At 68.7% G+C, this 24,142-nt stretch carries 21 protein-coding genes; 19 read left to right on the top strand and 2 right to left on the bottom strand.

Annotated elements, in window-relative coordinates; all coding sequences use genetic code 11:
* Nucleotides 1-33 precede the first annotated feature (33 nt).
* Complete coding sequence (locus HNQ73_RS12000) at nt 34-969, top strand: dihydrodipicolinate synthase family protein (RefSeq protein WP_183335108.1); 936 nt, start codon at nt 34-36, stop codon at nt 967-969.
* 166 nt (nt 970-1,135) lie between these two features.
* On the top strand, nt 1,136-2,080 hold the full coding sequence (locus tag HNQ73_RS11995; protein WP_183335107.1) for a ring-cleaving dioxygenase: 945 nt from the start codon (nt 1,136-1,138) through the stop codon (nt 2,078-2,080).
* Here HNQ73_RS11995 and HNQ73_RS11990 read toward each other — a convergent pair.
* Entirely contained in the window at nt 2,077-2,754 is a 678-nt protein-coding gene (locus tag HNQ73_RS11990; protein WP_183335106.1) for an aspartate/glutamate racemase family protein, read from the bottom strand. The two genes, HNQ73_RS11995 and HNQ73_RS11990, sit on opposite strands and share 4 nt — an antisense overlap.
* A 362-nt stretch (nt 2,755-3,116) precedes the next feature.
* On the opposite strand from HNQ73_RS11990, the gene HNQ73_RS11985 reads away from it, so the two are divergent.
* The 5 genes from HNQ73_RS11985 (at nt 3,117) to HNQ73_RS11965 (ending at nt 7,581) form a co-directional block, all read left to right on the top strand.
* Nucleotides 3,117-3,551 (top strand): Rrf2 family transcriptional regulator, encoded by a 435-nt coding sequence (locus HNQ73_RS11985; protein WP_183335105.1) that lies wholly within the window; start codon nt 3,117-3,119, stop codon nt 3,549-3,551.
* Between the two features lie 80 nt (nt 3,552-3,631).
* Nucleotides 3,632-4,849 (top strand): MFS transporter, encoded by a 1,218-nt coding sequence (locus HNQ73_RS11980; RefSeq protein WP_183335104.1) that lies wholly within the window; start codon nt 3,632-3,634, stop codon nt 4,847-4,849.
* A 181-nt stretch (nt 4,850-5,030) separates the two neighbouring features.
* Nucleotides 5,031-5,690 carry an RraA family protein gene (locus HNQ73_RS11975; protein WP_183335103.1) on the top strand — a complete coding sequence of 220 codons (660 nt, stop codon included), beginning with the start codon at nt 5,031-5,033 and terminating at the stop codon, nt 5,688-5,690.
* A 20-nt stretch (nt 5,691-5,710) separates the two neighbouring features.
* Nucleotides 5,711-6,763 carry a LacI family DNA-binding transcriptional regulator gene (locus HNQ73_RS11970; protein ID WP_183335102.1) on the top strand — a complete coding sequence of 351 codons (1,053 nt, stop codon included), beginning with the start codon at nt 5,711-5,713 and terminating at the stop codon, nt 6,761-6,763.
* 239 nt (nt 6,764-7,002) lie between these two features.
* Entirely contained in the window at nt 7,003-7,581 is a 579-nt protein-coding gene (locus HNQ73_RS11965) for a cupin domain-containing protein (protein WP_183335101.1), read from the top strand.
* Nucleotides 7,582-7,616: 35 nt separating this feature from the next.
* Here HNQ73_RS11965 and HNQ73_RS11960 read toward each other — a convergent pair whose 3' ends face one another.
* Complete coding sequence (locus HNQ73_RS11960; protein ID WP_183335100.1) at nt 7,617-9,053, bottom strand: aldehyde dehydrogenase family protein; 1,437 nt, start codon at nt 9,051-9,053, stop codon at nt 7,617-7,619.
* Between the two features lie 357 nt (nt 9,054-9,410).
* Between HNQ73_RS11960 and gabT the strand changes: the two genes are divergently transcribed.
* The 12 genes from gabT (at nt 9,411) to HNQ73_RS11900 (ending at nt 24,133) form a co-directional block, all read left to right on the top strand.
* Complete coding sequence (gene gabT / locus HNQ73_RS11955; RefSeq protein WP_183335099.1) at nt 9,411-10,694, top strand: 4-aminobutyrate--2-oxoglutarate transaminase; 1,284 nt, start codon at nt 9,411-9,413, stop codon at nt 10,692-10,694.
* Between the two features lie 30 nt (nt 10,695-10,724).
* Nucleotides 10,725-12,281, top strand: coding sequence for an acetolactate synthase large subunit (locus tag HNQ73_RS11950; protein WP_183335098.1), 1,557 nt, complete (start codon nt 10,725-10,727; stop codon nt 12,279-12,281).
* A gap of 325 nt (nt 12,282-12,606) precedes the next feature.
* Entirely contained in the window at nt 12,607-14,184 is a 1,578-nt protein-coding gene (locus tag HNQ73_RS11945; protein WP_210305171.1) for an ABC transporter substrate-binding protein, read from the top strand.
* Nucleotides 14,185-14,286: 102 nt separating this feature from the next.
* Nucleotides 14,287-15,264: an ABC transporter permease gene (locus HNQ73_RS11940; protein WP_183335097.1), complete on the top strand. Its 978-nt coding sequence runs from the start codon at nt 14,287-14,289 to the stop codon at nt 15,262-15,264.
* 5 nt (nt 15,265-15,269) lie between these two features.
* Nucleotides 15,270-16,106 carry an ABC transporter permease gene (locus HNQ73_RS11935; RefSeq protein WP_183335096.1) on the top strand — a complete coding sequence of 279 codons (837 nt, stop codon included), beginning with the start codon at nt 15,270-15,272 and terminating at the stop codon, nt 16,104-16,106.
* Nucleotides 16,107-16,116: 10 nt separating this feature from the next.
* A complete protein-coding gene (locus HNQ73_RS11930; RefSeq protein ID WP_183335095.1) occupies nt 16,117-17,745 on the top strand; it encodes an ABC transporter ATP-binding protein in 1,629 nt (542 codons plus the stop codon).
* Between the two features lie 34 nt (nt 17,746-17,779).
* The gene (locus tag HNQ73_RS11925; protein ID WP_183335094.1) at nt 17,780-18,823 is read left to right on the top strand and encodes a histone deacetylase family protein; all 1,044 of its coding nucleotides are present in this window, start codon (nt 17,780-17,782) and stop codon (nt 18,821-18,823) included.
* Between the two features lie 5 nt (nt 18,824-18,828).
* A complete protein-coding gene (locus HNQ73_RS11920; RefSeq protein WP_183335093.1) occupies nt 18,829-19,539 on the top strand; it encodes a GntR family transcriptional regulator in 711 nt (236 codons plus the stop codon).
* An 18-nt stretch (nt 19,540-19,557) separates the two neighbouring features.
* The gene (locus tag HNQ73_RS11915) at nt 19,558-20,814 is read left to right on the top strand and encodes a Zn-dependent hydrolase (protein WP_183335092.1); all 1,257 of its coding nucleotides are present in this window, start codon (nt 19,558-19,560) and stop codon (nt 20,812-20,814) included.
* A 24-nt stretch (nt 20,815-20,838) separates the two neighbouring features.
* Complete coding sequence (locus tag HNQ73_RS11910) at nt 20,839-21,903, top strand: phosphotransferase (RefSeq protein WP_183335091.1); 1,065 nt, start codon at nt 20,839-20,841, stop codon at nt 21,901-21,903.
* Entirely contained in the window at nt 21,900-23,219 is a 1,320-nt protein-coding gene (locus tag HNQ73_RS11905; protein ID WP_183335090.1) for an aspartate aminotransferase family protein, read from the top strand. Before HNQ73_RS11910 ends, HNQ73_RS11905 begins: the two co-directional genes overlap by 4 nt.
* Nucleotides 23,216-24,133: a DMT family transporter gene (locus HNQ73_RS11900; RefSeq protein ID WP_183335089.1), complete on the top strand. Its 918-nt coding sequence runs from the start codon at nt 23,216-23,218 to the stop codon at nt 24,131-24,133. The genes HNQ73_RS11905 and HNQ73_RS11900 overlap by 4 nt, the downstream gene beginning before the upstream one ends.
* The last annotated feature ends 9 nt before the right edge of the window (nt 24,134-24,142 follow it).

Here is a 24,142-nt window from a genome sequence, read left to right as displayed (position 1 = left end):
AAGCCGCTCCGAATGTCCGCCAAGGAGACGATCATGCCACTCACCAACGAAGCCCGCGGCGTGTTTCCCATCGCGCCGACGCCCTTCCTTCCCTCGGGCGAGATTGACTGGGCGAGCGTGGACCGGCTGTTCGACTTCTACCGCGAGATCGGCGCCGACGGCCTGACCGTGCTCGGCATCATGGGCGAGGCGCCCAAGCTGGAGGCCGAGGAATCGGTTGCCCTCGTCAAGCGCTGCATCGCGCGCGTGGGCAACCTGCCCGTCATCGTCGGCGTCTCGGCGCCGGGCTTTGCCGCCATGCGCGCGCTGGCGCGCACGGCCATGGATCTCGGCGCGGCGGGCGTGATGATCGCGCCGCCCTCATCGCTGCGCACAGACGACCAGATCGTCACCTACTACGCCCAGGCGGTGGAGGCGATCGGCGCCGATGTGCCCTTCGTCATCCAGGACTATCCGCTGACGCTTTCGGTCGTCATGACGCCCGGCGTCATCCGCCGCATCGTCATGGACAATCCCTCCTGCGTGATGCTGAAGCACGAGGACTGGCCGGGCCTCGAGAAGATCTCGACGCTCCGCCGCTTCGAGGCCGACGGTTCCATGCGGCCGATCTCCATCCTGTGCGGCAACGGCGGCCTTTTCCTCGACTTCGAGATGGAGCGCGGTGCCGACGGCGCCAACACCGGCTATGCCTTTCCCGAGATGCTGATCGACGCGGTGCGCCTGCAGGCACGCGGCGAGCGCGATGCGGCGCATGACATCTTCGACGCGCACCTGCCGCTGCTGCGCTACGAGCAGCAGCCGGGCATCGGCCTCGCCGTGCGCAAGTATGTCATGATGCGGCGCGGCATCCTCGCCTCCGACGCGCAGCGCAAGCCGGGCGCGCGTCTCAGCGAGGCGGCCGTGGCGGAGATCGACTATCTCCTGCGGCGCCTTGCCGACCGCGACCCGCGCGCGGCCGGGCTCGTCTGATTCGCCCCGCGACGGCGGCCGGCCCATCCGAGCCGGCCGTCGGCGGGTCTTCCTGCTGGCTCGTCCGCTCCGTCCCGTCGTCGGGCAGGTTCCCGTGTCGGCATTGCAATGCCCGCTGTCTGGCCGATAGTCGGTTGGCTTGAAGCGACGAGCCGGGAGGACGGCCATGGACCATGTGCTGACGGGTATCCACCACCTGACGGCGATTACGGCGCAGGCGCGCGAGAACCACCGCTTCTACACCGGCGTGCTGGGCATGCGCCTCGTCAAGAAGACGGTGAACCAGGACGACACCTCCGCCTACCACCTCTTCTATGGCGACGGTGCCGCCTCGCCCGGCTCGGATGTGACCTTTTTCGACTGGCCGGTGGGGCGCGAGCGGCGCGGCACCCATGCCATCGTCGGCACGGGTCTCAGGGTTGGCGGTGAGGAGAGTCTCGCCTGGTGGCGCGAACGCCTTGCCGAGGCCGGCTGCACGGTCGGCGACATCGGCGAGCGGGCGGGGCGCCCGGCGCTTGCCTTCGAAGATCCGGAAGGCCAGCGCCTCCATCTCGTCAGCGACGGCGGTTCCGGGCAGGCCCATCCGTGGCCGGACAGCCCCGTGCCGGCGCATCACCAGATCCGCGGTCTCGGGCCGATCACGCTCTCCGTGCCCGATCTCGCGCCGACGCAGTTCATCCTCACCGAAGTGCTCGGCATGCGGCCGGAGCGGGTTCATCCCGTCGACGGCACGACGCTGCACGTCTTCGCCATGGGAAACGGCGGCCCCTCCGCCGAGCTGCATGTCCTCGTCGAGCCCGGCCTCGGGCCGGCGGTGCAGGGGGCGGGCGGCGTCCACCATGTCGCCTTCCGGACGCCGGACAGGGAGGGGCTCACGGCCTGGGCAGAGCGGCTCCGGGCCTTCCGCCTGCCGAACAGCGGCGAGGTGGAGCGCTACTATTTCCGCTCGCTCTATTTCCGCGAGCCGAACGGCATTCTCTTCGAGATCGCCACGGACGGTCCGGGCTTTGCGGTCGACGAGCCGCTCGACAGTCTCGGCGAGAAGCTCGCCCTGCCGCCCTTCCTCGAGCCGCAGCGGGCAGCGATCGAGGCGAGGCTGAAGCCGCTCTAGGCGGCCGCGCTCGCCAGGCCGATCGCCCGGCGCACGGCGGCCGGCACCGGCTCGATGATGGGGACGGATGAACGGGGGGTGAGCAGCTTGGCGACGCGGGCGAGCGGCCCGCCGCCGATGATCACGGCCTCGGCGCCGTCCTCCTCCACGGCGGCATCGACGGCGGCGGCGAGCGCGGCCTCGAGCCGCGCCGGCGCGGCGGTCAGCTCCGTCGGGTCCCCTTCGGTGAGGCGCGTGCCGCGGAACTGTGCGCCATAGCCGAGCGCCGCCGCGCGCGCGTTGATGGCCTCCACGAGGCCGGGCGTCGTCGTGACAACGGAAAAGGCGCGTCCACCCGCCGCGGCCTCGGACATCCCCGATTCCCCGATACCGATGACGGGGCAGGGCAGGATTTTCCGCGCCGCGTCGAGGCCGGGGTCGCCGAAGGCCGAGACGATCACGGCATCGACGCGCTGCTTCCCGGCCGCGATTTCCTCGGCGAGGTCCTGCGCCATCTGCGCGATGGCCTCGCCGCTCTTCGACAATGCCGCCTGATCAACGATCATGCGCGCACCGAAGGGCGCCGTGCGGCCCGTGATCATCGCCGAAGTCCCCGCCGCCTCGCGGGCGATGGCGACCATGGTGTCGGTCGTTGCCTCGTTCGAATTCGGATTGAAGAGGACGATGTGCACCATAATTTCCGACCTCGTCGACGCTGCCGGCGATGCCCCGTCTTGGCACGGAGGGCACCCGAGAATGGTCCATGGGCGGGCAGGTGCAAGCTGTGTGCCGCAACGTTTGCGTTGTCACGCAGCCGGCAGGTCGGACCGCCCGCGAGCGGTGCGTCAATCTATGACCGAAGATGCCCCGCCGCATATTCCCTCCCCGCATGGCTTGCATGCGGCGGCCGGGCTGGCGGCCGCGGGACGCGCCCCTGCAGCTCGAGCGGGGCGGTGGCGCTCCGCCCCCCGGACCGATGCCCGTCGGCGCCTTGCACACTGCAGAACCGCTTGACGAGCACGCGTTGTAACAAATACTGTTACGACAGGGTGTAAGCATGAGTTCCAACAGCCGGCTGACCATCGCGACGCACATTCTTGCCTGGATGGCGCTTGTGGAGACGGGGCGTGCCGATCCGGTTACGTCCGAGAGAATTGCCCGCAGTGTCAACACCAATCCGGTTGTCATAAGGCGGCTGCTGGGTGCCCTGGCAAGGAAGGGGCTGGTCAAGAGTCACCGTGGTGCAAATGCGGGGTGGACATTGGCGACAAGCGCCGATGCGATCACCCTGTCCGATATTTATCGCGCGGTCGATGACGGGTCGTTATTCGCCATGCATGCGTCCCCTCCCAACCAGGCCTGTCCGGTCGGGCGGGGAATTCAGCCTGTGCTCACACAAGTTTACGACGCCCTCGATGCGGTGCTGCAGAAGCAGCTGGCTGAGGTGACGATCAAAGACATTCTGGACCGGATTCTCGCGAAAGATCGGTGATCCGGTGCAGTGGCCATGAAGGCGGGGGCACCTTTTCATGTCGATTGATGTAACTAATACGGTTACAATAGGGTGTCGAAATGGATATGCGCGTCATCCCGCTCGCGTTGGGGGCTTTCGCAATCGGCACGGACAGTTTCGTGGTTGCGGGCATTCTGCCTGAGATCGCGCAGAGCCTGAACGTGAGCATCGAGGCGGCGGGGCAGTTGATCACGGCCTATGCCGTTTCCTACGCGATCATGACGCCGGTCATGGCCGCGCTGACATCGCACTGGTCGCGTCGGCTCGTGCTCGGATGTGGTCTGGCGATCTTCACCGCCGGGAACGTGATGACGGCCGTGCTGGCCGATTTCGGGTTGATCTTGGCAAGCCGGGTGATCGCCGGCCTGGGAGGCGCGATCTACATGCCTGCTGCAAGCGCCGTGGCGGTCATGCTTGTTCCTCCCGAAGCGCGAGGTCGGGCGCTTGCGATCGTCATGGCGGGACTGAGCGGCGCCACTGCCCTGGGAGCTCCCCTCGGAACGCTGGTCGGAAATGTTGGGAGCTGGAGGGCGACGATGTGGGTCGTCGCCACGCTCGGCGTGCTGGCTACGCTGGCTATCGCCACTCTCCTTCCGGCGATCGCCGCAACCGCCCGGCTGACCCTGCGCGAACGGCTGTCTCCCCTTCGGGACGCCCGTGTCCTGCTGACCCTCGCGACCACGCTGCTCGTGCTGACGGGACTGTACACCGTCTACAGCTACATCAGCATCGTTTTTGCCCGTGCCACGGCCGGGCGCGGCGAAGTGCTTGCGATGCTGATCGCGGTGTGGGGAGCGGCGGCCGTCGTCGGCAACATCGCGGCTGGAGCGCTGACCGATCGCTTCGGGAGTCGCTTGGTCCTCAATGTCGCCATCGTCATTGTCGGCATCGATTTCGCCTTCCTGTCACTTTCGAGCGCAGCGCTCTCTGCAAGCATTTTGGCACTGCTCGTCTGGGGCGCATGCGGGTGGGGCATGCTCGTCCCGCAACAGCATCGCCTCGTCTCCATCGCGCCGGCGCTGGCGCCCATCCTGCTCTCGCTGAATGCCGCCACGATCTATGTGGCTGTGGCCATCTCGGGGGTATTCGGCGCGGTCATGCTCCAGTTAATCGAGCCCCATGAGCTTGGGATGGCAGGCGCCGTGCTGATCTTTTCAGGGCTCGCCGCGTCAGAGTGGGCGCATCGTCTCATCAGGCCGCTGAAGGCCACGCAGAGAATGGATGCCGTCGGCCAGAAGACGATGGCACGGGACACGACGTGCGATGAGCTGCGGTGACGATCAGCGCGTTCCCTGAGCATCCGGAGCTCAACGATTCCGCCCGGCCGCGGACCGGGCGGAACTGACCTCGTTCCCCGGTGCACCGGGCGTCCGCGTACCGTCGAGGCTTGCCAGCCGGCGCTATAACGTTAAAGATCGCCATAACGGGCATCATTACCGGCAGTCAGGGGGGAAACGCATGTCACTGTTCAGCATCGAGGAAATCCGCAGCCGCTTCTTCACGGCCGTGCTGTCCGACTGTCTCGATCAGGTCGGCCGCAGGCGGCAGGCCCTGCCGAGCTTCATCCGCCCGCTTGACGATGCCTCCGTCATGGTCGGCCGGGCGCGGACGGCCCTCTACACCGAGGTGTTCCACGTCACGCCCGGCGAGAACCCCTATGCGCTCGAGATCGCGCTGGTCGACAGCCTCGCGCGCGACGAGATTCCGGTCTTCGCCTGCGGCAGGTCGGGCCGCATCGCGCCGTGGGGCGAGCTTCTCAGCACCGCGGCGTCCGTCCGCGGCGCGGCCGGCGCCCTCATGGACGGCTGCGTGCGCGACACGCGGGCGATCCGGGCCATGGGCTTTCCCGTCTTCCACGGAGGCATCGCGCCGCTTGACAGCAAGGGCCGCGGCGTCGTCACCGCCATCGACGTGCCGATCGAATGCGGCGGCGTCGAGGTCCGGCCCGGCGACCTTGTCTTCGGCGATGCGGACGGTGTCGTCGTCGTGCCGCGCGACGTGGAGGACGAGGTGCTGAAGCTCGCCAACGAGAAGGTGTCGGGTGAGCGCAATACGCTCGCCGATCTCAGGGCCGGCCATTCGCTGGCCGATGTCTTCGCCCGCTACGGCATCCTCTGAGGGGCTTCCTCGCCGGTCGGATGAAACGCAAGGCCGTAACCATCCGCGACGTCGCCGCCGCGGCGGGCGTCACCCCGATGACGGTGTCCAACGTCATCAACGGGCGCACGGACCAGATGAGCCGCGAGACTTTCGCGCGCGTCCTCGAAGTCTGCCGGGCGCTCGACTACCGCCCGCACGCGAGCGCCCGGCGGCTGAGGACCGACAGACGCATGGCGGTGGGGGTCGTCATTGTCGACCCAACGCCGCACTATCTTGCCGACCCGTTCATCGCGGCCGTGCTCGCCGGCCTCAACGTGAGCCTGTCGGCCGGCGGCTACAGCATCGTGCTGCACGGCGCGTTGCCGGAGAAGCTGGCGATGCTGCCGATGATGCAGCGCATCGAGACCGATGCCCTGTGCGTCTTTCTTGCCGGCACGCGCGACGAGCGACGCGGGCTGCTGGCCGATCTTGCCGCGCTCGGCCAGCCGCTCGTACTGCTGCAGGAGAATCTGCCCGACATCGAGGGCGGCGGACTCGACTTGCCGGATGCCTGTGCCGTCGCGCAGGACGATTTCGGCGGCGGCGCTACCGTCGCCCGCCACGTGCTCGAAAGCGGGGCGCGGCAGATCACCATGCTGGTGCCGGACGCCGTCTGGTCGGCGATGGAGCGGCGCGAGGCGGGTGTCCGGGCCGTGCTCGCGCAGCTGGCCGACCCGCCGCGGCTCGACCTCGTGCATTGCGGGGACGAAAGCTATCTCGACACGCAGCGCGCCTTCTCGGCCTACATCGCCAGGAAGGGAGTGCCGGACGTCGTCATCGGCGGCAACGACCAGATGGCAATCGCCGCCATGAACCTGCTCACCGCCCGCGGGCATCGTGTGCCGGAGGAGGTGCGCGTCACCGGTTTCAACGGCTTCGACATCTGGCGCTATGCAACCCCGACGCTGACGACGGTATTCTCGCCGGCCTTCCTCATCGGCCAGCGGGCGGGGGAGGCGATCGTGACGCGGCTTGCGTCCGGTCGCTTCGCCGAGCGCCAGGTCATACTGCCCGTCACCTTCGGCCCCAACCGTTCCTCGGCCCGTTGCTAGACGGACGCGCCTCGCCGGCATGGCGAGGGCAGTCCCGTCTATACCGCCGGTTGCAGGACGCCTAACCTGAAGGGAGGGGAATCAGCGCGCCGGATCGCGCCGCGCAGCCCGTCTGGACGAACGGCGGCGGTTCGGGCATTTGCTCTGTTGGGGCATTTGCCCTCTTGGATGGATCGAAGGCGCTGTGCCGCGGGCCAGAGCCGCCCCCGCGGCCGGCGCCGATGCGCCGGAGGAACGAGATGACATTCGACGTGGGCGCCCGTCTCAGACAGATCAGGCAAGCCGCTGGCCTGTCGCAGCGCGAGCTGGCGTCCCGCGCGGGCGTGACGCACGGACTCATCTCGCTCATCGAGCAGAACAAGAACAGCCCGTCCGTCGCCTCGTTGCGCAAGATCCTCGAAGGCATCCCCATGACCATGGCCCAGTTCTTCGAGGAGGACCGGCCGGTCAGGAACAAGGTGTTCTTCGCTCCGGACGAACTGGTGGACCTTACCTCGCGCCTGCACAAGGCCAGCGGCACGCGTCCGCGGGGCAAGCTCACGCTGCGCCAGGTCGGCGATGCCCATGCCCACAACCTGCAGATCCTGCACGAGAGCTACGAGCCGGGCGCCGACACGGGCCTGACCATGCTCGTGCACGATTCGCACGAGGGCGGGGTGGTCCTGTCGGGCGAGCTCGAGGTGACCGTGGGGGACGAGGTCCGCGTCCTCAAGGCGGGCGACGCCTATCTCTTCGACAGCCGCATCCCGCACCGCTTCCGCAATGTCGGCAAGAGCCGCTGCACCGTCGTCAGCGCCTGCACGCCGCCTTACCTCTGAGGCGAAGGGGGCGGCACGCGGCCGCCCCCCGTCCTTCACGCGTTCTTCGGGTTGTAGCCGAACATCGCCTTCACCTCGAGGAAGTCCTCGAGGCCGTAGCGGCCCCACTCGCGGCCGTTGCCGGACTGCTTGTAGCCGCCGAAGGGAGCGGCGAGGTCGGCGGGAGAGCCGTTGATGTGCACCATGCCTGCGCGGATGCGGCGCGCCACGGCGCGGGCGTGGTCAAGGTCGCCCGAGGTGACATAGCTCGACAGGCCATAGATCGTGTCGTTGGCGATAGCGATCGCCTCCTCCTCGTCACGGTAGGGCAGGATGGAGAGCACCGGGCCGAAGATCTCCTCGCGCGCGATCGTCATGTCGTTGCGCACGTCGGCGAAGACGGTCGGGCGCACGTAGTAGCCGCGGTTGAGGTGCTCCGGCCGGCCGGGGCCGCCGGCGACGAGCCGCGCGCCCTCGGCAATGCCCTGCTCGATCAGGCGCTGGATCTTGTCGAACTGCGCCTTGCTGACGACCGGGCCGATGGTCGTGCCCTCGTCGCGCGGGTCGCCCACCACGGTGGCGGCTGCCACCTCGCGTGCCACGGCGATGGCTTCCTCCTGCCGGTCGGCAGGCACCAGCATGCGCGTGGGCGCGTTGCACGACTGGCCGCTGTTGGAGAAGCACTGGCGCGTGCCGTGGGTGACGGCGCGCACGATGTCGGCATCGGGCAGGATGATGTTGGGCGACTTGCCGCCCAGCTCCTGCGCCACGCGCTTGACCGTGTCGGCTGCCGCCCGCGCCACGGCGATGCCCGCGCGCGTCGAGCCGGTGAAGGACACCATGTCGATGTCGGGATGGGAGGCGAGCGCCTGGCCCACCGTCGGCCCGTCGCCGTTGACCATGTTGTAGACGCCGGCCGGCACGCCGGCCTCGTGCATGACCTCGGTGAAGACGATGGCGGAGATGGGCGCGATCTCGCTCGGCTTGAGCACCATGGTGCAGCCGGCTGCCAGCGCCGGGCCCACCTTGCAGCCGATCTGGTTGAGCGGCCAGTTCCAGGGCGTGATGAAGCCGCACACGCCCACCGGCTCGCGCGTCACCACGGTCTCGTTGATGATCTCGTCGAACTCGTAGTCACGCAGGACGCGCAGCACCTCCGACAGATGGCCGAGGCCGGCGGCCGCCTGCGCCTGCCGGGCGAAGCTCATCGGCGCTCCCATCTCGTCGCTGATGGCCTCGGCGATGTCGTCGTAACGCTTCTTGTAGACCTCGATCACCGATTCGAGCAGCTCGACGCGCTCCTTGCGGCTGGTGCGGGAGAAGCGCTCGAACGCGCGCTTGGCGGCGGCGACGGCCTTGTCCACGTCGGCGGTCTCGCCGAGCGCGATGCGGGCGTAGGCCTCCTCGGTCGCCGGGTTGACGACCTCGAGCGTGCGCCCGCCCGAGGCCGGTACCCAGGCACCGTCGATGTAGAACTGCAGATGGTCCTTCATGGCTTCGCCCTCTTGACGTTGTGCAGCGGTCGGTGCCGCTGGACGCTCAAAATTCTATGCGCGACAGTGGTAGGATGGTTGCAGCTTCGCCGCAAGCGGGGGAACGATACGACCCGCGGCAACATGTCCTGCCCGGCCGGAAAAGGCGGCCGACATCGGCGACTGGCGGCTCCCGCGCCGTCAGTCCGGTTCCGGAGTGTGGGACAGGGCAGATTCGAGCGCGGGAAAGGAGCGGTTGCGCGCGTCCGGTCGGCCCGGCATCGGCTGTGTTCCGCGCCGTCGAGAGGCTTGCCTTCCGCGACGTGCTCAATATTTTGAGCGGACCGATAACCGGCAGCCGCGGCAGGGACCAGGGCCATGACGACGCAGACACTCAGCAAACGCCACAAGGAGGCCGTGCCCCAGGGCATCGCCACCAAGCCGATCTATGCAGCACGGGCGGAGAACGCCGAGCTGTGGGATGTGGACGGCAAGCGCTATATCGACTTTGCCGCCGGCATCGCGGTGCTCAACACGGGCCACCGTCATCCGCGCATCATTGCGGCGGTGAAGGATCAGGCGGAAAAGTTCACCCACACCTGCTTCCATGTCGCGCCCTACGAGAGCTACATCCGCCTCGCCGAGCGCCTCAACGCCCTGACGCCGGGCGATCATCCGAAGAAGACGATGTTCGTCACCACCGGCGCCGAGGCGGTGGAGAACGCGGTAAAGATCGCGCGCGCCTACACGGGCCGCCCGGCCGTCGTCGCCTTTGGCGGTGCCTTCCACGGCCGCACGCTGCTGGGCATGGCGCTCACGGGCAAGGTCGCGCCCTACAAGAAGGGCTTCGGTCCGTTTCCGGCTGATGTTTTCCACGTGCCCTATCCGAAGACCTACCACGGCGTGGGCACTGCCGAGGCGCTGAAGGGCCTGCAGCAGCTCTTCCAGAGCGACGTCGATCCGGCCCGGGTCGCTGCCATCATCATCGAGCCGGTGCAGGGCGAGGGCGGCTTCTATCCGGCGCCGTTCGACTTCCTGAAGGCGCTGCGCGCACTCTGCGACGAGCACGGCATCCTGCTCATCGCCGACGAGATCCAGACCGGCATCGCCCGTACGGGCCGCATGTTCGCGGTCGAGCATGCCGGCGTGGTGCCGGACCTCATTACCATGGCCAAGGGCCTCGGCGGCGGCTTCCCGCTCGCGGCGGTGACCGGCCGGGCCGAGATCATGGACGCGGCCCAGCCGGGCGGCCTCGGCGGCACCTATGGCGGCAGCCCCATCGGCATTGCCGCCGCCCATGCGGTGCTCGACGTGGTCGAGGAGGAGAAGCTGTGCGAGCGCGCCGAGAAGATCGGCGCCATGATGCGCGAGCGGCTTGAGGCGATGGCGCGGCGCAACAGCTTCAACGCCATCGGCGACGTGCGCGGCCTCGGCGCCATGGTGGCCTTCGAGCTGGTCAAGGACCGCGCGACGCGCGAGCCCGACGGGGCACTCGCCGGCCGACTCGTGGCCAAGGCGCAGGAAAAGGGGCTCATCCTTCTCACCTGCGGGCCGGATGGCAACATCATCCGCCTTCTGGCGCCCCTGACGATTCCGGAGGCGCAGGTCAGCGAAGGACTCGATATCCTCGAGGCGGCGCTGGCAGAGGCTGTCGGCGTCTGAACGCGAGAAACCCCTTTCCGAGAGGATGACATGAACGGCGCCGACCGGTTGTGCGAGACGCTGCTCGCCAACGATATCGACGTGTGTTTCGCCAACCCCGGTACGTCCGAGATGCATTTCGTGGCGGCGCTCGACCGCCGCCCCGAAATGCGCTGCGTGCTCGGCCTGTTCGAAGGCGTCGTGACCGGTGCCGCCGATGGCTATGCGCGCATGGCGGACAAGCCGGCGGCTACGCTCCTCCATCTCGGGCCGGGGCTCGCCAACGGGCTCGCCAATCTGCACAACGCGCGGCGGGCCCGCACGCCCATGATCAACGTCGTGGGCGATCACGCCACCTACTTCCTCAAGCATGACGCGCCGCTGACGAGCGACATTGAAAGCCTCGCGCGCCCGATGTCGCAGTGGTTTGGGCGCATCGAACGTGCCGAGGAGGTGGAGGCCAAGACGCTGGAAGCCTATGAGGCGGCCATGCGTCTGCCGGGCGTCGCAACGCTCGTGCTACCGGCGGATGCCGCCTGGGGGGATGTGCCGCCCGGGCCGCCGCCGCGCCGCGCCGCACTGCCGCCGTTCCGCTCGGTCTCCCGCGAGGCCGTGCGCCAGGCGGCCGAGACGCTGCGCTCGGGCAAGCGCGTCGCGTTGCTCATGACCGGCCGCGCGCTGCGCGCCGACGCCCTCGCCATTGCCGACAGGATCGCTTCCGCGACGGGTGCGCGCCTGCTGATGCAGACTTCCAACAGCCGCGTGGAGCGCGGGGCGGGGCGGGTCTGTATCGATAACGTGCCCTATCCGGTGGACATGGCGCTCGCCGCCCTCGCCGACATCGACGCCATGATCGTCGTCGGTGCCAAGGTGCCGGTCGCCTTCTTCGCCTATCCGGGCAAGCCGGGGCTTCTCGTGCGCGAAGACTGCGCGATCGTCGATCTCGCGCGCCCGGGTGACGACCTCTTCGAGGCGCTCGCGTGGCTGGCGGACGAGCTCGGCATCGCGCCCAACGCGCCAGTGCGCGTGAGCCAAGGCTTTGCCGACGACGAGGGCTTTCCGAGCGGCGCCCTCACGAGCGACGCGGTGGCTCTCGTCGTGGCGCGCATGCTGCCGGAAGGCGCCATCGTCTGCGATGAGAGCATCACGGCAGGGGCCAAGTTCTTCGCGCTGTCCCGCGATGCGGCCGAGCACGATTATCTGCGAATCACCGGCGGCGCGATCGGCATCGGCATCCCGCTCGCGGCCGGCGCCGCGGTGGCCTGCCCCGACCGCAAGGTGGTGGGGCTGCAGGCGGACGGCAGCGGCATGTACACGGTGCAGGGCCTGTGGACCCAGGCGCGCGAGAACCTCGACGTCGTTACCGTCGTCTTCGCCAACCGCAGCTATGCGATCCTCGAAGGCGAGATGCGCAACGTGGGTGTCAACCATTTCGGCCGCAACGCCCGGCGCATGCTGACGCTCGATGAGCCGGCGCTGGACTGGGTGTCGATGGCGCGCGGCATGGGCGTGGAGGCCGGACGCGCGGAAACCGTTGAGGATTTTATCCGTCTCTTCGACGGAGCCCTGCGCCAGCGCAGCCCCTTCCTCATTGAAGCAGTTGTCTGATCCTGGGGGCAGCCACCTCGCGGGCGTCAAATATAATTGACGTTCATGTTGTATGATGCATCTTAATTGAGCGGCGTCTGCCCCATCCTTGGGCAGCAGGCGCAAGGCTGACGGGGGTGCCGGCGAGAACGGCCACGAGGCCGCCGCCGCCCGTCGGGAGGAGACGAACGCAGGTGGGCGAAGCGGCCAAAGGGCCGAACAGGGGGTGGCATGTCCGCCCCGCGCAGCTTCACTCCCGTCTTCGTCGCGCACCGGTTTGGCACAGGCCTTGCGATGCCCTGGCAAGGCCAAGCCGCAAGGCAGGGCAACCAAAAAGGGGGAGTGGATGAAGAAATCTAGCCGATTGATCGCAGGGCTCGTAGGCCTTGCCGGTCTCACGTTCGCCGCTGCGGCGGGCGCCCAGGAGAAGCCGACATCGGGCGGCACGCTCAACATGATCGCCCAGCCCGAGCCGCCGACCCTCATGGTCGGGCTCAACACGCAGGGCCCGACGCTCTACGTAGGCGGCCAGATCTACCAGGGCCTCCTGAGCTACGGGAAGGATCTGTCGCTCCAGCCGTCGCTCGCCAAGGCCTGGGAGGTCTCCGAGGACGGCCTTACCTACACCTTCACCCTGCAGGAAGGCGTGAAGTGGCACGACGGCAAGCCGTTCACGGTCGATGACGTCATCTTCACCGCCGACAAGTTCCTGCGCGAGGCGCATCCGCGCTGGCGCTACATCGTCAACACCTATGTCGAGAGCATCACTTCGCCGTCGCCCGACAAGGTGGTCTTCAAGCTCAAGCGGCCCTTCTCGGCCTTCCTCTACGCCTTCGAGCTGAGCTCCTTCCCGGTCGTGCCGAAGCACATCTACGACGGCACCGACTACCGCACCAACCCGGCCAACAACACGCCCATCGGCACGGGTCCCTTCAAGCTCAAGGAGTGGAAGCGCGGCTCCTACATCCACCTCGTGAAGAACGAGGACTACTGGAAGCCTGGCCTGCCGCGCATCGACGAGCTCTACTTCCGCATCATTCCCGATGCGGCCTCGCGTGCCGTCGCCTTCGAGAAGGGCACGGTGGACGTGCTGCGCGGCGGCGACGTGGAAGGCTTCGAGGTGCGCCGCCTGTCAAAGCTCGACGGCGTGCAGACCACGACGGACGGCTGGGAGATGTACTCCCCGCTCGCCTTCATCGAGTGGAACCTGCGCAGGCCGCCGTTCAACAACAAGCTCGCGCGCAAGGCGATCATGCACGCGATCGACCGCGACTTCATCGTCCGCAACATCTGGTTCGGACTCGGCAAGACCGCGGTCAGCCCCTTCGCGTCGACGACCCGCTTCTTCACGGACGACGTCGTGAAGTATCCCTTCGACATGGCCAAGGCGAAGGAGCTGCTCGCCCAGTCCGGCATCAAGCCGCAGGAGCACACCATCCGCGTGATGCCGATCCCCTACGGCGCGCAGTGGGACCGCACCGCCGAGTACGTGAAGCAGCAGCTCGAGCAGCTGGGCTTCAAGGCCGAGCTTGTCTCCATCGACGCCGGCGGCTGGTCGAAGGCGGTTTCCGACTGGGACTTCGACCTCACCTTCAACTACACGTACCAGTATGGTGACCCGGCGCTTGGCGTCGCCCGTCACTACCTGTCGTCCAACATCATCAAGGGCACGCCCTTCGCCAACAACGAGGGCTACGAGAACCCGGTGGTGGACGAGCTGTTCCTGAAGGCTGCGAGCGCGGTGGATGAGGCGGAGGCCAAGGCTGCCTATGCCGAGGCGCAGAAGATCATCACCGACGACATGCCGCTCGGCCTGCTCTTTGAGCAGCGCAACGTCACCATCTGGCGCGACAAGGTGAAGGAACTCGTGCGCACCGGCATCGGCGTGAACGAGTCCATGGACGAGACTTGGATCGCCCAGTAACGCTGGCCGCTCCAGGAGCCCGGCGCTGTGCGCGGCGCCGGGCGGGCCGGCTCTTCCGGCCATGCCCCCTGCCGCTGCCGCCCAGGCAAACCGGAGTAAGGCGTGAAGACGCTCGAATTCCTCATCCAGCGCCTCGTCAAGGCCGTCATCGTGGTCCTCGGCGTGGTGATCCTCAACTTCCTGCTGATCCAGCTCGCGCCGGGTGATCCCGCTTCGGTGCTGGCCGGCGAGGCGGGGGCCGGAGACGAGCAGTTCATTGCACAGCTGCGTGCCCAGTTCGGGCTCGACCAGCCCGTCTACGTGCAGCTCTGGAGCTATCTCCAGAACATCCTGTCGGGCGACCTCGGCTATTCGTACCGCAACCAGGTGCCGGTGGCACAGCTCATCATGGAGCGCCTGCCGGCGACGCTGCTGCTGACGGGCAGCGCCTTCATCTTCTCGCTCATCCTCGGCGTCGTGCTCGGCGTTCTTGCCGCCTACAAGCGCGGCAGCTTCGGCGACAGCCTCATCATGACGGGAGCGCTCATCTTCTACGCCACGCCCCTGTTCTGGGTGGCGCTGATGGCGGTGCTCGTCTTCTCCATCCATCTCGACCTGCTGCCGCCCTTCGACATGGAGACGATCGGCGCCAACTACACGGGCTGGGCGCGGGTCGTCGACATTGCCCACCACCTCGTGCTGCCCACGGTGACGCTCGGCCTCTTCTTCACGGCCGTCTACACGCGCCTCACCCGTGCCTCGATGCTCGAGGTGATGAACCTCGATTTTGTGAAGACCGCGCGCGCCAAGGGTGTGCCCAAGGGGCGCATCATCCGCCGCCACGTGTTGCGCAACGCCATCCTGCCGGTCTTCACCTTCGCCAGCGTCCAGGCCGGCCAGCTTGTCGGCGGCGCCGTGCTCACCGAGACGGTCTTCGCCTGGCCTGGCATTGGCCGCCTCATGTTCGATGCGCTGATGCAGCGGGACTATCCGGTGCTGCTCGGCGTCTTTCTCGTGACGGCGATCGTCGTCGTGCTCGTGAACCTCGTGACGGATCTGCTCTACCGCTTCGTCGATCCGCGCATCGAAACCGCAAGGTAACGGCCATGAGCTTCTTTCGCCGCTATGCGCAGAACATCGGCGCGCTGATCGGCCTCGCCATTCTCGCGGTCGTCGTCTTCGTCGCGCTCGCCGCTCCGATCCTCTATCCCGGCAGCCCGTGGCAGGGCGTGGCCGAGCCGCTGCTGCCGCCCTTCGAGGATCCGGCCTATCCGCTCGGCACGGACCTGCTCGGCCGCGACATCGCCGCTGGCATCGCCTATGGCGCGCGCGTCTCGCTCCTCATTGGCATCATCTCCACGGCGGTTGCCGTTGTCATCGGCGTTGCCATCGGTGCGCTTGCCGGCTTCTACGGCGGCCGCGTGGACGACATGCTGATGCGCTTCACCGAGTTCTTCCAGACCATCCCGGCCTTCGCCATGGCCGTGGTGCTGGTGGCGATCTTCAGCCCCAACATCACCTCCATCACGCTTGCCATCGCTGTCGTGTCCTGGCCGCCGGTGGCGCGGCTGGTGCGCGGCGAGTTCCTGAGCCTGCGCTCGCGCGAGTTCGTCCAGGCTGCGGTGGTCGTGGGCCAGACGGGGCCGCGCATCATGGCCACCCAGATCCTGCCCAACGCCATCTCGCCCATCATCGTCACGGCCTCGCTGATGGTGGCGACCGCCATCCTGACGGAGAGCTCGCTGTCCTTCCTCGGACTCGGCGACCGCAACATGATGAGCTGGGGCTTCATGATCGGCGCGGCGCGCACGATGCTGCGTGAGGCCTGGTGGCTCAGCGTCTTCCCGGGCCTCGCCATCCTCATCACCGTCCTCGCCATCAACCTCATCGGCGAGGGGCTGAACGACGCCATGAACCCGCATCTGCGTGGCCGCAAGGGGTGAGGACGAGACGATGAACGCGACCACCCCCCTTCTCCAGGTCGAGAACCTGTCGATCGAGCTGCCGGCGGGGCTCGACCGCAAGTACGCCGTCGAGAATCTGTCCTATACGCTCAATGCCGGAGAGATCCTCTGTGTCGTGGGCGAATCCGGCTCCGGCAAGTCGATGACGGCCAATGCCATCATGGGGCTGCTGCCGTCCTACCTGAAGCCGTCGTCCGGGCGCATCCTCCTCAAGGGGCGCGATCTGCTCGCCATGAGCGAGGCGGAGCTTGCCCGCGAGCGCGGCCGCACGGTCTCCATGATCTTCCAGGAGCCGCTGTCAGCCCTCAACCCGCTGATGACCGTGGGCGACCAGATCGCCGAGGTCATGCTGGTGCACGGGGAGGGCGACGCCGCGAGCCGCGAGCAGCGCGTGCTCGAGCTGCTCGACTACGTCGGCCTGCCGGACCCGGCGAGCCTGCGCCATTCCTATCCCTTCCGCCTGTCCGGCGGCCAGCGCCAGCGCGTCATGATCGCCATGGCGCTCGCCCTCGAGCCGGCGATGCTCATCGCCGACGAGCCGACGACGGCACTCGACGTGACGACGCAGGCGCAGATCCTCGATCTCATCCGCCGCATCCAGCGTGCCAAGGGCATGGGCGTGCTCTTCATCACCCACGACTTCGGCGTCGTGGCCGACATCGCCGACAAGGTGGTGGTGATGGAGAAGGGCCTCGTCGTGGAGCAGGGGACGGCGGACGAGGTGCTCAACCGGCCCAAGCATCCCTACACGCGCCGCCTCATCGCGGCGGTGCCGCATCCGGACGAGAACGCGACTCGCGCCGATGCCGATGGCGATGTGCTGCTCGAGGTGCGGGGCCTGCGCAAGACCTACCGCAGCGGCGGTGGTCTGTTCACGCGCCCGCGCATCGTCAAGGCCGTCGACGACGTGAGCTTCACGCTGCGCCGCGGCGAAACGCTCGGCGTCGTGGGCGAATCCGGCTCCGGCAAGTCGACGCTCGGGCGCTGCATCCTGAAGCTCACCGACGTCGACGGCGGGCAGATCCTCTATCGCGGCAAGGATATCGTGCCGCTGTCGCAGGCGGCGTTCCGGCCCCTGCGGCGGCACCTGCAGATGGTGTTCCAGGACCCCTTCGCCTCGCTCAACCCGCGCCAGACCATCGGCCGCATCCTGACGGACGGTCCGGTGGCGAACGGTATGCCGCTGGCCGAGGCCGAGAAGAAGGCGCGCGAGCTCCTGTCGCTCGTCGGGCTCGACCCCTCCGCTTACGATCGCTATCCCCACGAGTTCTCCGGCGGCCAGCGCCAGCGCGTCGGCATCGCCCGCGCGCTCGCGCTCGACCCGGAGTTGCTCGTGGCCGACGAAAGCGTCTCGGCGCTCGACGTGTCAGTGCAGGCGCAGGTTCTCGACCTGCTGCAGGACCTGCAGAAGAAGCTGAACATCGCCGTCATCTTCATCACCCACGATCTGAGGGTGGCGGCCGAGGTCTGCGACAAGATCGCGGTGATGTATCGCGGCGCCATCGTCGAGTTCGGCCCGCCGGGCGAGGTCTTCAACGCGCCCCGCCATGCCTACACCCAGCAACTGATCGCGGCCATCCCTGGCCGCCACTGGAACCCCCGCGCGGCCGTCGCCTGACCGGGCGAGGCCGCGGAGCCGAGGAACCGAGCGCATGCGTGCTTTCTTTCACCCCGAGCAGCATCTTCACGATCCCAAGCAGTTTATGCGGGTCGGCCGCATCGCCGACCCGACCGATCTGCCAAGCCGCACGGAGGCGCTGATCGGGGCGCTGGCGCGGAAGGGCATCACGCCTGAGACGCCGCAGGACTTCGGCACGGCACCGGCGCTCACCATCCACAAGGCGCACTATCTCGACTTCCTGGCGACGGCCTACGAGCGCTGGGTCAAGCTGCCCAACGCCGGGCCGGAGGTGCTGCCCAACGTCTCGCCCTACTGGAACGGCAGCCCTGACCGCGACGGCCGGCCGCCCTGCCGCACCAGCCACATGGTGGCCGAGGCGGGCTACTATCTCGGCGATCTTGCTGTGCCGATCGGGCCGCACACCTGGCGCTCGGTGCTTCGCTCCACCCATACGGCGACCGCCGCGGCCGATGCCGTCATCGGCGGCGAGCGTTTCGCCTATGCGCTCTGCCGTCCCTCCGGTCACCACTCCCGCACGGACCGGGCCACCGGCTTCTGCTATCTCAACAACTCGGCCATCGCCGCACAGCGCCTGCGCTCGCGTTTCGGCAAGGTGGCCATCCTCGATGTCGACGCCCATCACGGCGACGGCACGCAGGAGATCTTCTACCGCCGCTCCGACGTGCTGACGGTGTCCGTCCACGCCGATCCGCAGATCTACTACCCCTTCTACATCGGCTACGCCGACGAGCGCGGCTCGGGCGAGGGCGAGGGCTTCAACCTCAACCTGCCGCTCGAGGCCGGCAGCGGCGACAAGGCCTTCCAGGCTGCCGTGGCGCGGGGGCTCGAGGCGGTGGCTGACTTCGGCGCCGAGGCGCTTGTCATCGCGCTTGGCTACGACAGCCACCAGGCCGATCCGCTCAGCGTCCTGTCCGTCACGACGGAGGGCTTCGCCGGCATCGGCCGGCTGGTCGCCGCGGCCGGCCTGCCGACGGTCGTCGTGCAGGAGGGCGGCTACCAGGTCTCCGTGATCGGCGATTGCCTGGAGCAGTTCCTGAGCGGTCTTGCGGGATAGGGCCTGTGAACGACCGCTACCGCCATAGCACGGGCGCGCGCATCGGGCACCACGCCTTCGACGCGATCGAGCACGTGCGCCTCGGCGAAGCGGTATACCAGCGCATCGCCGACGCGCTGGTCCGTGGCGAGCTGCGGCCCAGCGAGCGCCTGAAGATCCGTGACATCGCCGGGGAGATGGGCACGAGCGTCACCCCCGTGCGCGACGCCATCCTGCGGCTGGTGCAGGACGGGGCGCTCGTGCAGCGCAGCCCGCGCGACATCCGCGTGCCCGTGCTCAAGCTCGACGAATATCTCGAGATCCGCCGCATCCGCCTCGTGCTCGAGGGGCTCGCGGCGGAAGATGCGGCGCGCAAGGCGACGATCGACGACATTGCGCGTCTCGCCTCCATCCTCGCCGACAACGAGCGCGCCTTCACCGAAGGCCACGTGGAGGAGGCGGTTGCCCTCAACCAGGTGTTTCACTTCGCGCTCGCCGAGGTCGCCGGCCTCGGGCAGCTGCGAGCCATCCTGCATCGCCTGTGGCTCAAGATCGGGCCGATCATCTCCGCCGCCTACGAGCGCGGCGGGCGCGCGATGATCGAGCATCACCCTGCGGTGCTCGACGCCATACGCCGGTCAGATCCTGCCGGGGCGCGCGCTGCCATCCAGCGCGACATCACCTGCGGCAGCGACGTCATCCTCGGCGCCGATGTGATTGCTTTCCCTTCCGACTGACGTTCCGAGAGTTTCGCCATGGCAACCTCCTCGACCCTCCCGCGTGACACGCGCATTGATGCCCAGCGCTTCTGGACGACCATCGAACGTTCGGCCGAGATCGGCGTGGGGCGCGAGGGCGGCCTGTCGCGCCTGGCGCTGACCGACGCCGACAAGCAGATGCGCGACCTTTTCGTGAGCTGGTGCCGCGAGGCGGGCCTGACGGTGACGGTCGACAAGGTCGGCAACATCTTCGCCCGCCGCGCGGGGAGGGAGAACGACCTGCCGCCGGTTGTCATGGGCAGCCATCTCGACACCCAGGCCAACGGCGGCCGCTTCGACGGCATCGTCGGCGTGCTCGGCGCGCTCGAGGTGGTGCGCCGGCTCAACGACATCGGTCACGTCACGCGCCGGCCCATTGAGATCGTCAACTGGACCAACGAGGAGGGGGCCCGCTTCTCGCCGCCGATGACGGCTTCCGGCTGCTTCGCCGGTGCCTACAGCCTCGACTTTGTGCACGGCCGGCCGGCCGACGACGGCCCGACCTTCGGCGAGGAGCTGAAGCGCATCGGCTATCTCGGCGAGGCGCCGGTCGGCGGCCGCCCGCTCGACGCCTATTTCGAGCTGCACATCGAGCAGGGGCCGATCCTCGACGCGGAGAAGGTGCAGGTGGGCGTCGTCACCCACGCCTATTCGTCGCACGGCTTCCTTGTCGGCTTCCGCGGCGAGACGGCCCACACCGGTCCGTGCGCCATGGAGAAGCGGCGCAACGCGCTCGTCGCTGCCGCGCGCCTGCTCGTCGCAGTCGACGACCTCGGCTGGGAGGTGGCGGCAACCGGTGGCAAGGCGACAGCGGCGCGTCTGGTGGCCTGGCCCAACAAGGCCGGCATCCTCTCCGACTGGGCCGAATGCGTCTGCGACGTGCGCCACGATGATCCGGCCACGGCGGCCGTGATGGCCGAGCGCGTGACGCGTGCCATCGGCGAGGCGGCGGCGCGCGCCGGCTGCACGGCCGAGATCCTCGACCGCTGGCAGTGGGGCGGGCGCATCTTCGACGAGGAGATGGTGGCGAGCGTGCGCGAGACGGCCCAGGCTCTCGGCTTCACGCACCGCGACCTGCCGAGCCAGGCAGGGCACGACGCCTATTTCCTGGCGCGGATCTGTCCGACGGCGATGATCTTCACCCCCTGCCGCGGCGGCATCACCCACAACAACAATGAGTTCGCGAGCCTCGAGGAGCTGGCCCCCGGCGTCAACGTGCTGCTGCATGCCGCTGTTGCCCGGGCCGACCGCTGACGCACCGTGCGACGGATGGGCACGATGTCGACCTCACGCACCCCGCCGGCGGCGGGCGACCTTCTGGCAACCGGCGTTTCGCAGCTCGACGCCGCCGAGGCGGAGCGCCTGGCACGGGAGCATTTCGGTCTCGTCGTCAAGGCCCGGCCGCTGACCGGCGAGCGTGACAGCAACGTCCTCATCACCGATGCGGACGGCCGGCGCTTCGTGCTCAAGCTCGGCAACCCGGCGGAGGAGCCGGAGGCCATCGACTTCCAGATGCGGGCGCTGCAGCATGCGCGCTCGCGTGATCCGTTTCTGCCCTTGCCGGAGCCGGTGCCGACCCTGGACGGCGCGCTCATGGTCGAGATTTCCGGGCCGGACGGCACGCGCATCCTGCGCGTCCTCTCCTATCTCGACGGCCTGCCGCTGCCCGAGGCGCCGCGCAGCGCGGCCCAGCGACGGGCGATCGGCGCGCTGCTCGCGCGGCTCGACCGGGCGCTCGGTGACTTCGCCCACCCCGCGGGCGACCAGGCTCTCCTGTGGGACCTGCAGCAGGCGGCCAAGGTGCGCGACCTCTTTGTCCACCTGCCGCCGGGCCGCGACCACGGCCTGCCGCGGCGATTCCTTGACGCGTTCGAGGACCATGCGCTGCCTGTGCTGCCGGGCCTGCGGCGGCAGGTGATCCACAATGACGGTAATCCGCACAATCTTCTCGTCGCGCCGGATGCGCCGGATGTGGTGACCGGGCTCATCGATTTCGGCGACGCAGTGCAGGCACCGCTGGTGCAGGAGGTGGCCGTCGCGGCCGCCTACCAGCTCGTCGACGAGGGCCATCCGCTCGCCGGCGCCGCGGACGTTGTGGCGGGCTACGCGCAGGCCATGCCGCTCAATGAGGACGAGCTCGCGGTGCTGTTCGACCTCATCGCCGCCCGGCTCGTGCTCATCGTTTCGATAGGTGGCTGGCGTGCGGCCCGCTACCCGGAGAACGCCGCCTATATCCTGCGCAACAACGCCGCCGCCTGGGCCGGCCTGCAGCGCATCGCCGCGCTCACGCGCGACGAGGCCCGCACCTTCCTCACTGCCGTTGCGAGGGGAGAAATCCCATGACCATGATCAATGCCTACAATCCGGCTGGCGCCGGAGCGGTGCCCGAACGCGAGAGGCAGATGATCGCCCGCCGCGAGCGGCTGCTGGGGCCTGCCTACCGGCTGTTCTATGAGAACCCCGTACACGTGGTGCGGGGGGAGGGGGCGCGGCTCTACGACCCGGACGGAAACGCCTATCTTGACGTCTACAACAACGTTGCCTGCGTCGGGCACTGCCACCCGCATGTGGTGGAGGCGATCGCGCGGCAGGCGGCGATCCTCAACACGCACACGCGCTATCTCAACGACCTGGTGCTCGACTATGCCGAGCGGCTGCTGGCGCTGTTCCCGCCCGCGCTCGGCCATGTGATGTTCACCTGCACGGGCAGCGAGGCCAACGACCTCGCCCTGCGCATTGCCCGGGCCCACACCGGCGGCACGGGCTTCATCGTCACCCGCTACGCCTATCACGGCGTCACCGGTACGCTCGCTGGCATGTCGCCCTCCCTCGGGCCGGGCGCGCCGCTCGGCGAGGCGGTGCGCACCGTGCCGGCGCCCGACAGCTATCGCGGGCAGGGTGACATCGGGGCGCGCTTTGCGGAGGACGTGGAGGCGGCCATTGCCGACATGAAGCGGGCGGGCATCCGCCCCGCGGGCCTCATCGTCGACACGATCTTCTCGAGCGACGGAATCTTTGCCGACCCGCCCGGCTTCCTCGCGCCGGCGGTGGAGGTGATCCGCCGGGCGGGCGGTGTCTTCATCGCCGACGAGGTGCAGCCGGGCTTCGGCCGCACCGGCTCGCACATGTGGGGCTTTGCGCGCCACGGCATCACGCCCGACATGGTCAGCCTCGGCAAGCCCATGGGCAACGGCCATCCCGTCGCCGGGCTCGTCGTGCGCCCCGAGGTCGTCGAGACCTTCGGCCGCACCGTGCGCTACTTCAACACCTTCGGCGGCAATCCCGTCTCCTGCGCGGCGGGCATGGCGGTTCTCGACGTCATCGAGAAGGAGCGACTGCTCGAGAATACCCAGCGGGTCGGCGCCCGCCTCAGGGCGGGGTTCGATGAACTCGCCCGGCGATATGAGGCGATCGGTGACGTGCGCGGCGCGGGGCTGTTCGTGGGCGTGGAGCTGGTGCGCGACCGGGAGAGCCGCGCCCCGGCGGGCGACATCGCCGCGCGCCTCGTCAACGGCCTGCGCGAGCGGCGCATCCTCATCAGTGCCTCCGGCCCCGGCGGCAACGTCCTCAAGATCCGCCCGCCGCTGGTGTTCTCCGAGGCCGATGCGGACATCTTCCTCGCCGCGGTGGACGAGGTACTCGGCGGGATCGTTTCATGAGCGCGACGGGCGCCGCGTCCGACACGTCCACCCCCGCGGCGCTCGAAGGGCGCCACCTCGGCGCCGTCCTGCTGCTCGCCCTGCTGTGGGGCTTCAACTGGCCGGCGGTGCGCATCGCGCTCGACGAGATCGCGCCGTGGACGCTGCGCACCATCGGCCTTTCGCTGGGCGGGGTGGTGCTGATGGGCGTCGCCCGGATGCGCGGCCTGCCGCTCCTGGTGCCGGCGCGGGCGGTGCCGGTGCTTGTCCTGACCGGCCTTCTCTCGATCGCCGCCTTCAACATCCTGCTCGCTTTCGCGCAGCTCGCGGCGCCGACCTCCCGCGCGGCGATCCTGACCTTCACCATGCCACTGTGGGCCGCGCTCTTCGCCCGGCTGCTCCTCGGCGAGCGCCTCGACGGGCGCAAGCGCGCGGGCCTTGTGCTCGGTGTCCTCGGCCTTGCGGCGCTCGGCGTGCCGCTCGTCCTCGCCGGCGCCTGGTCCTATGGGCTCCTGCTGGCGCTCGGTGCCGGCATGGCCTGGGCGCTCGGCACCGTCATCGGCAAGCGCCATCCCGTTCCCGCCTCCGCCCTCGTCATCGCCGGCTGGCAGCTCCTCATCGGCGCCGCCGCGGCGGCTGCCGGCATGCTCGCCTTCGAGGGGTTGCCGGCGCCTGTCCGGCCGGGGCCGAAGGTGCTCGCGGCGCTCGCCTATCACGTGCTCCTTGCCCAGGCGCTCGCCTATCTCGTCTGGTTTTCGGCGCTGGCGCGCGTGCCGGCCGGCACCATGAGCCTCGGCACGCTGCTCGTTCCCGTCGTCGGCGTCCTCGGATCCATGCTCCTCATTGGCGAGCGTCCGGCCGCCACCGACTGGCTCGGCCTTGCCCTCCTCGTCGCAGCGGCGGCGGCGGTGCTGCCCCGTCCGCGCCTGTCCTGAAACCTGTCC

The sequence above is a fragment of the Chelatococcus composti genome, from assembly GCF_014201415.1.
Lineage (GTDB): Bacteria > Pseudomonadota > Alphaproteobacteria > Rhizobiales > Beijerinckiaceae > Chelatococcus_A > Chelatococcus_A composti.
The sequence above is the reverse complement of the archived record's forward strand: the minus strand, read 5'-3'. Positions and strand labels throughout refer to the sequence as shown.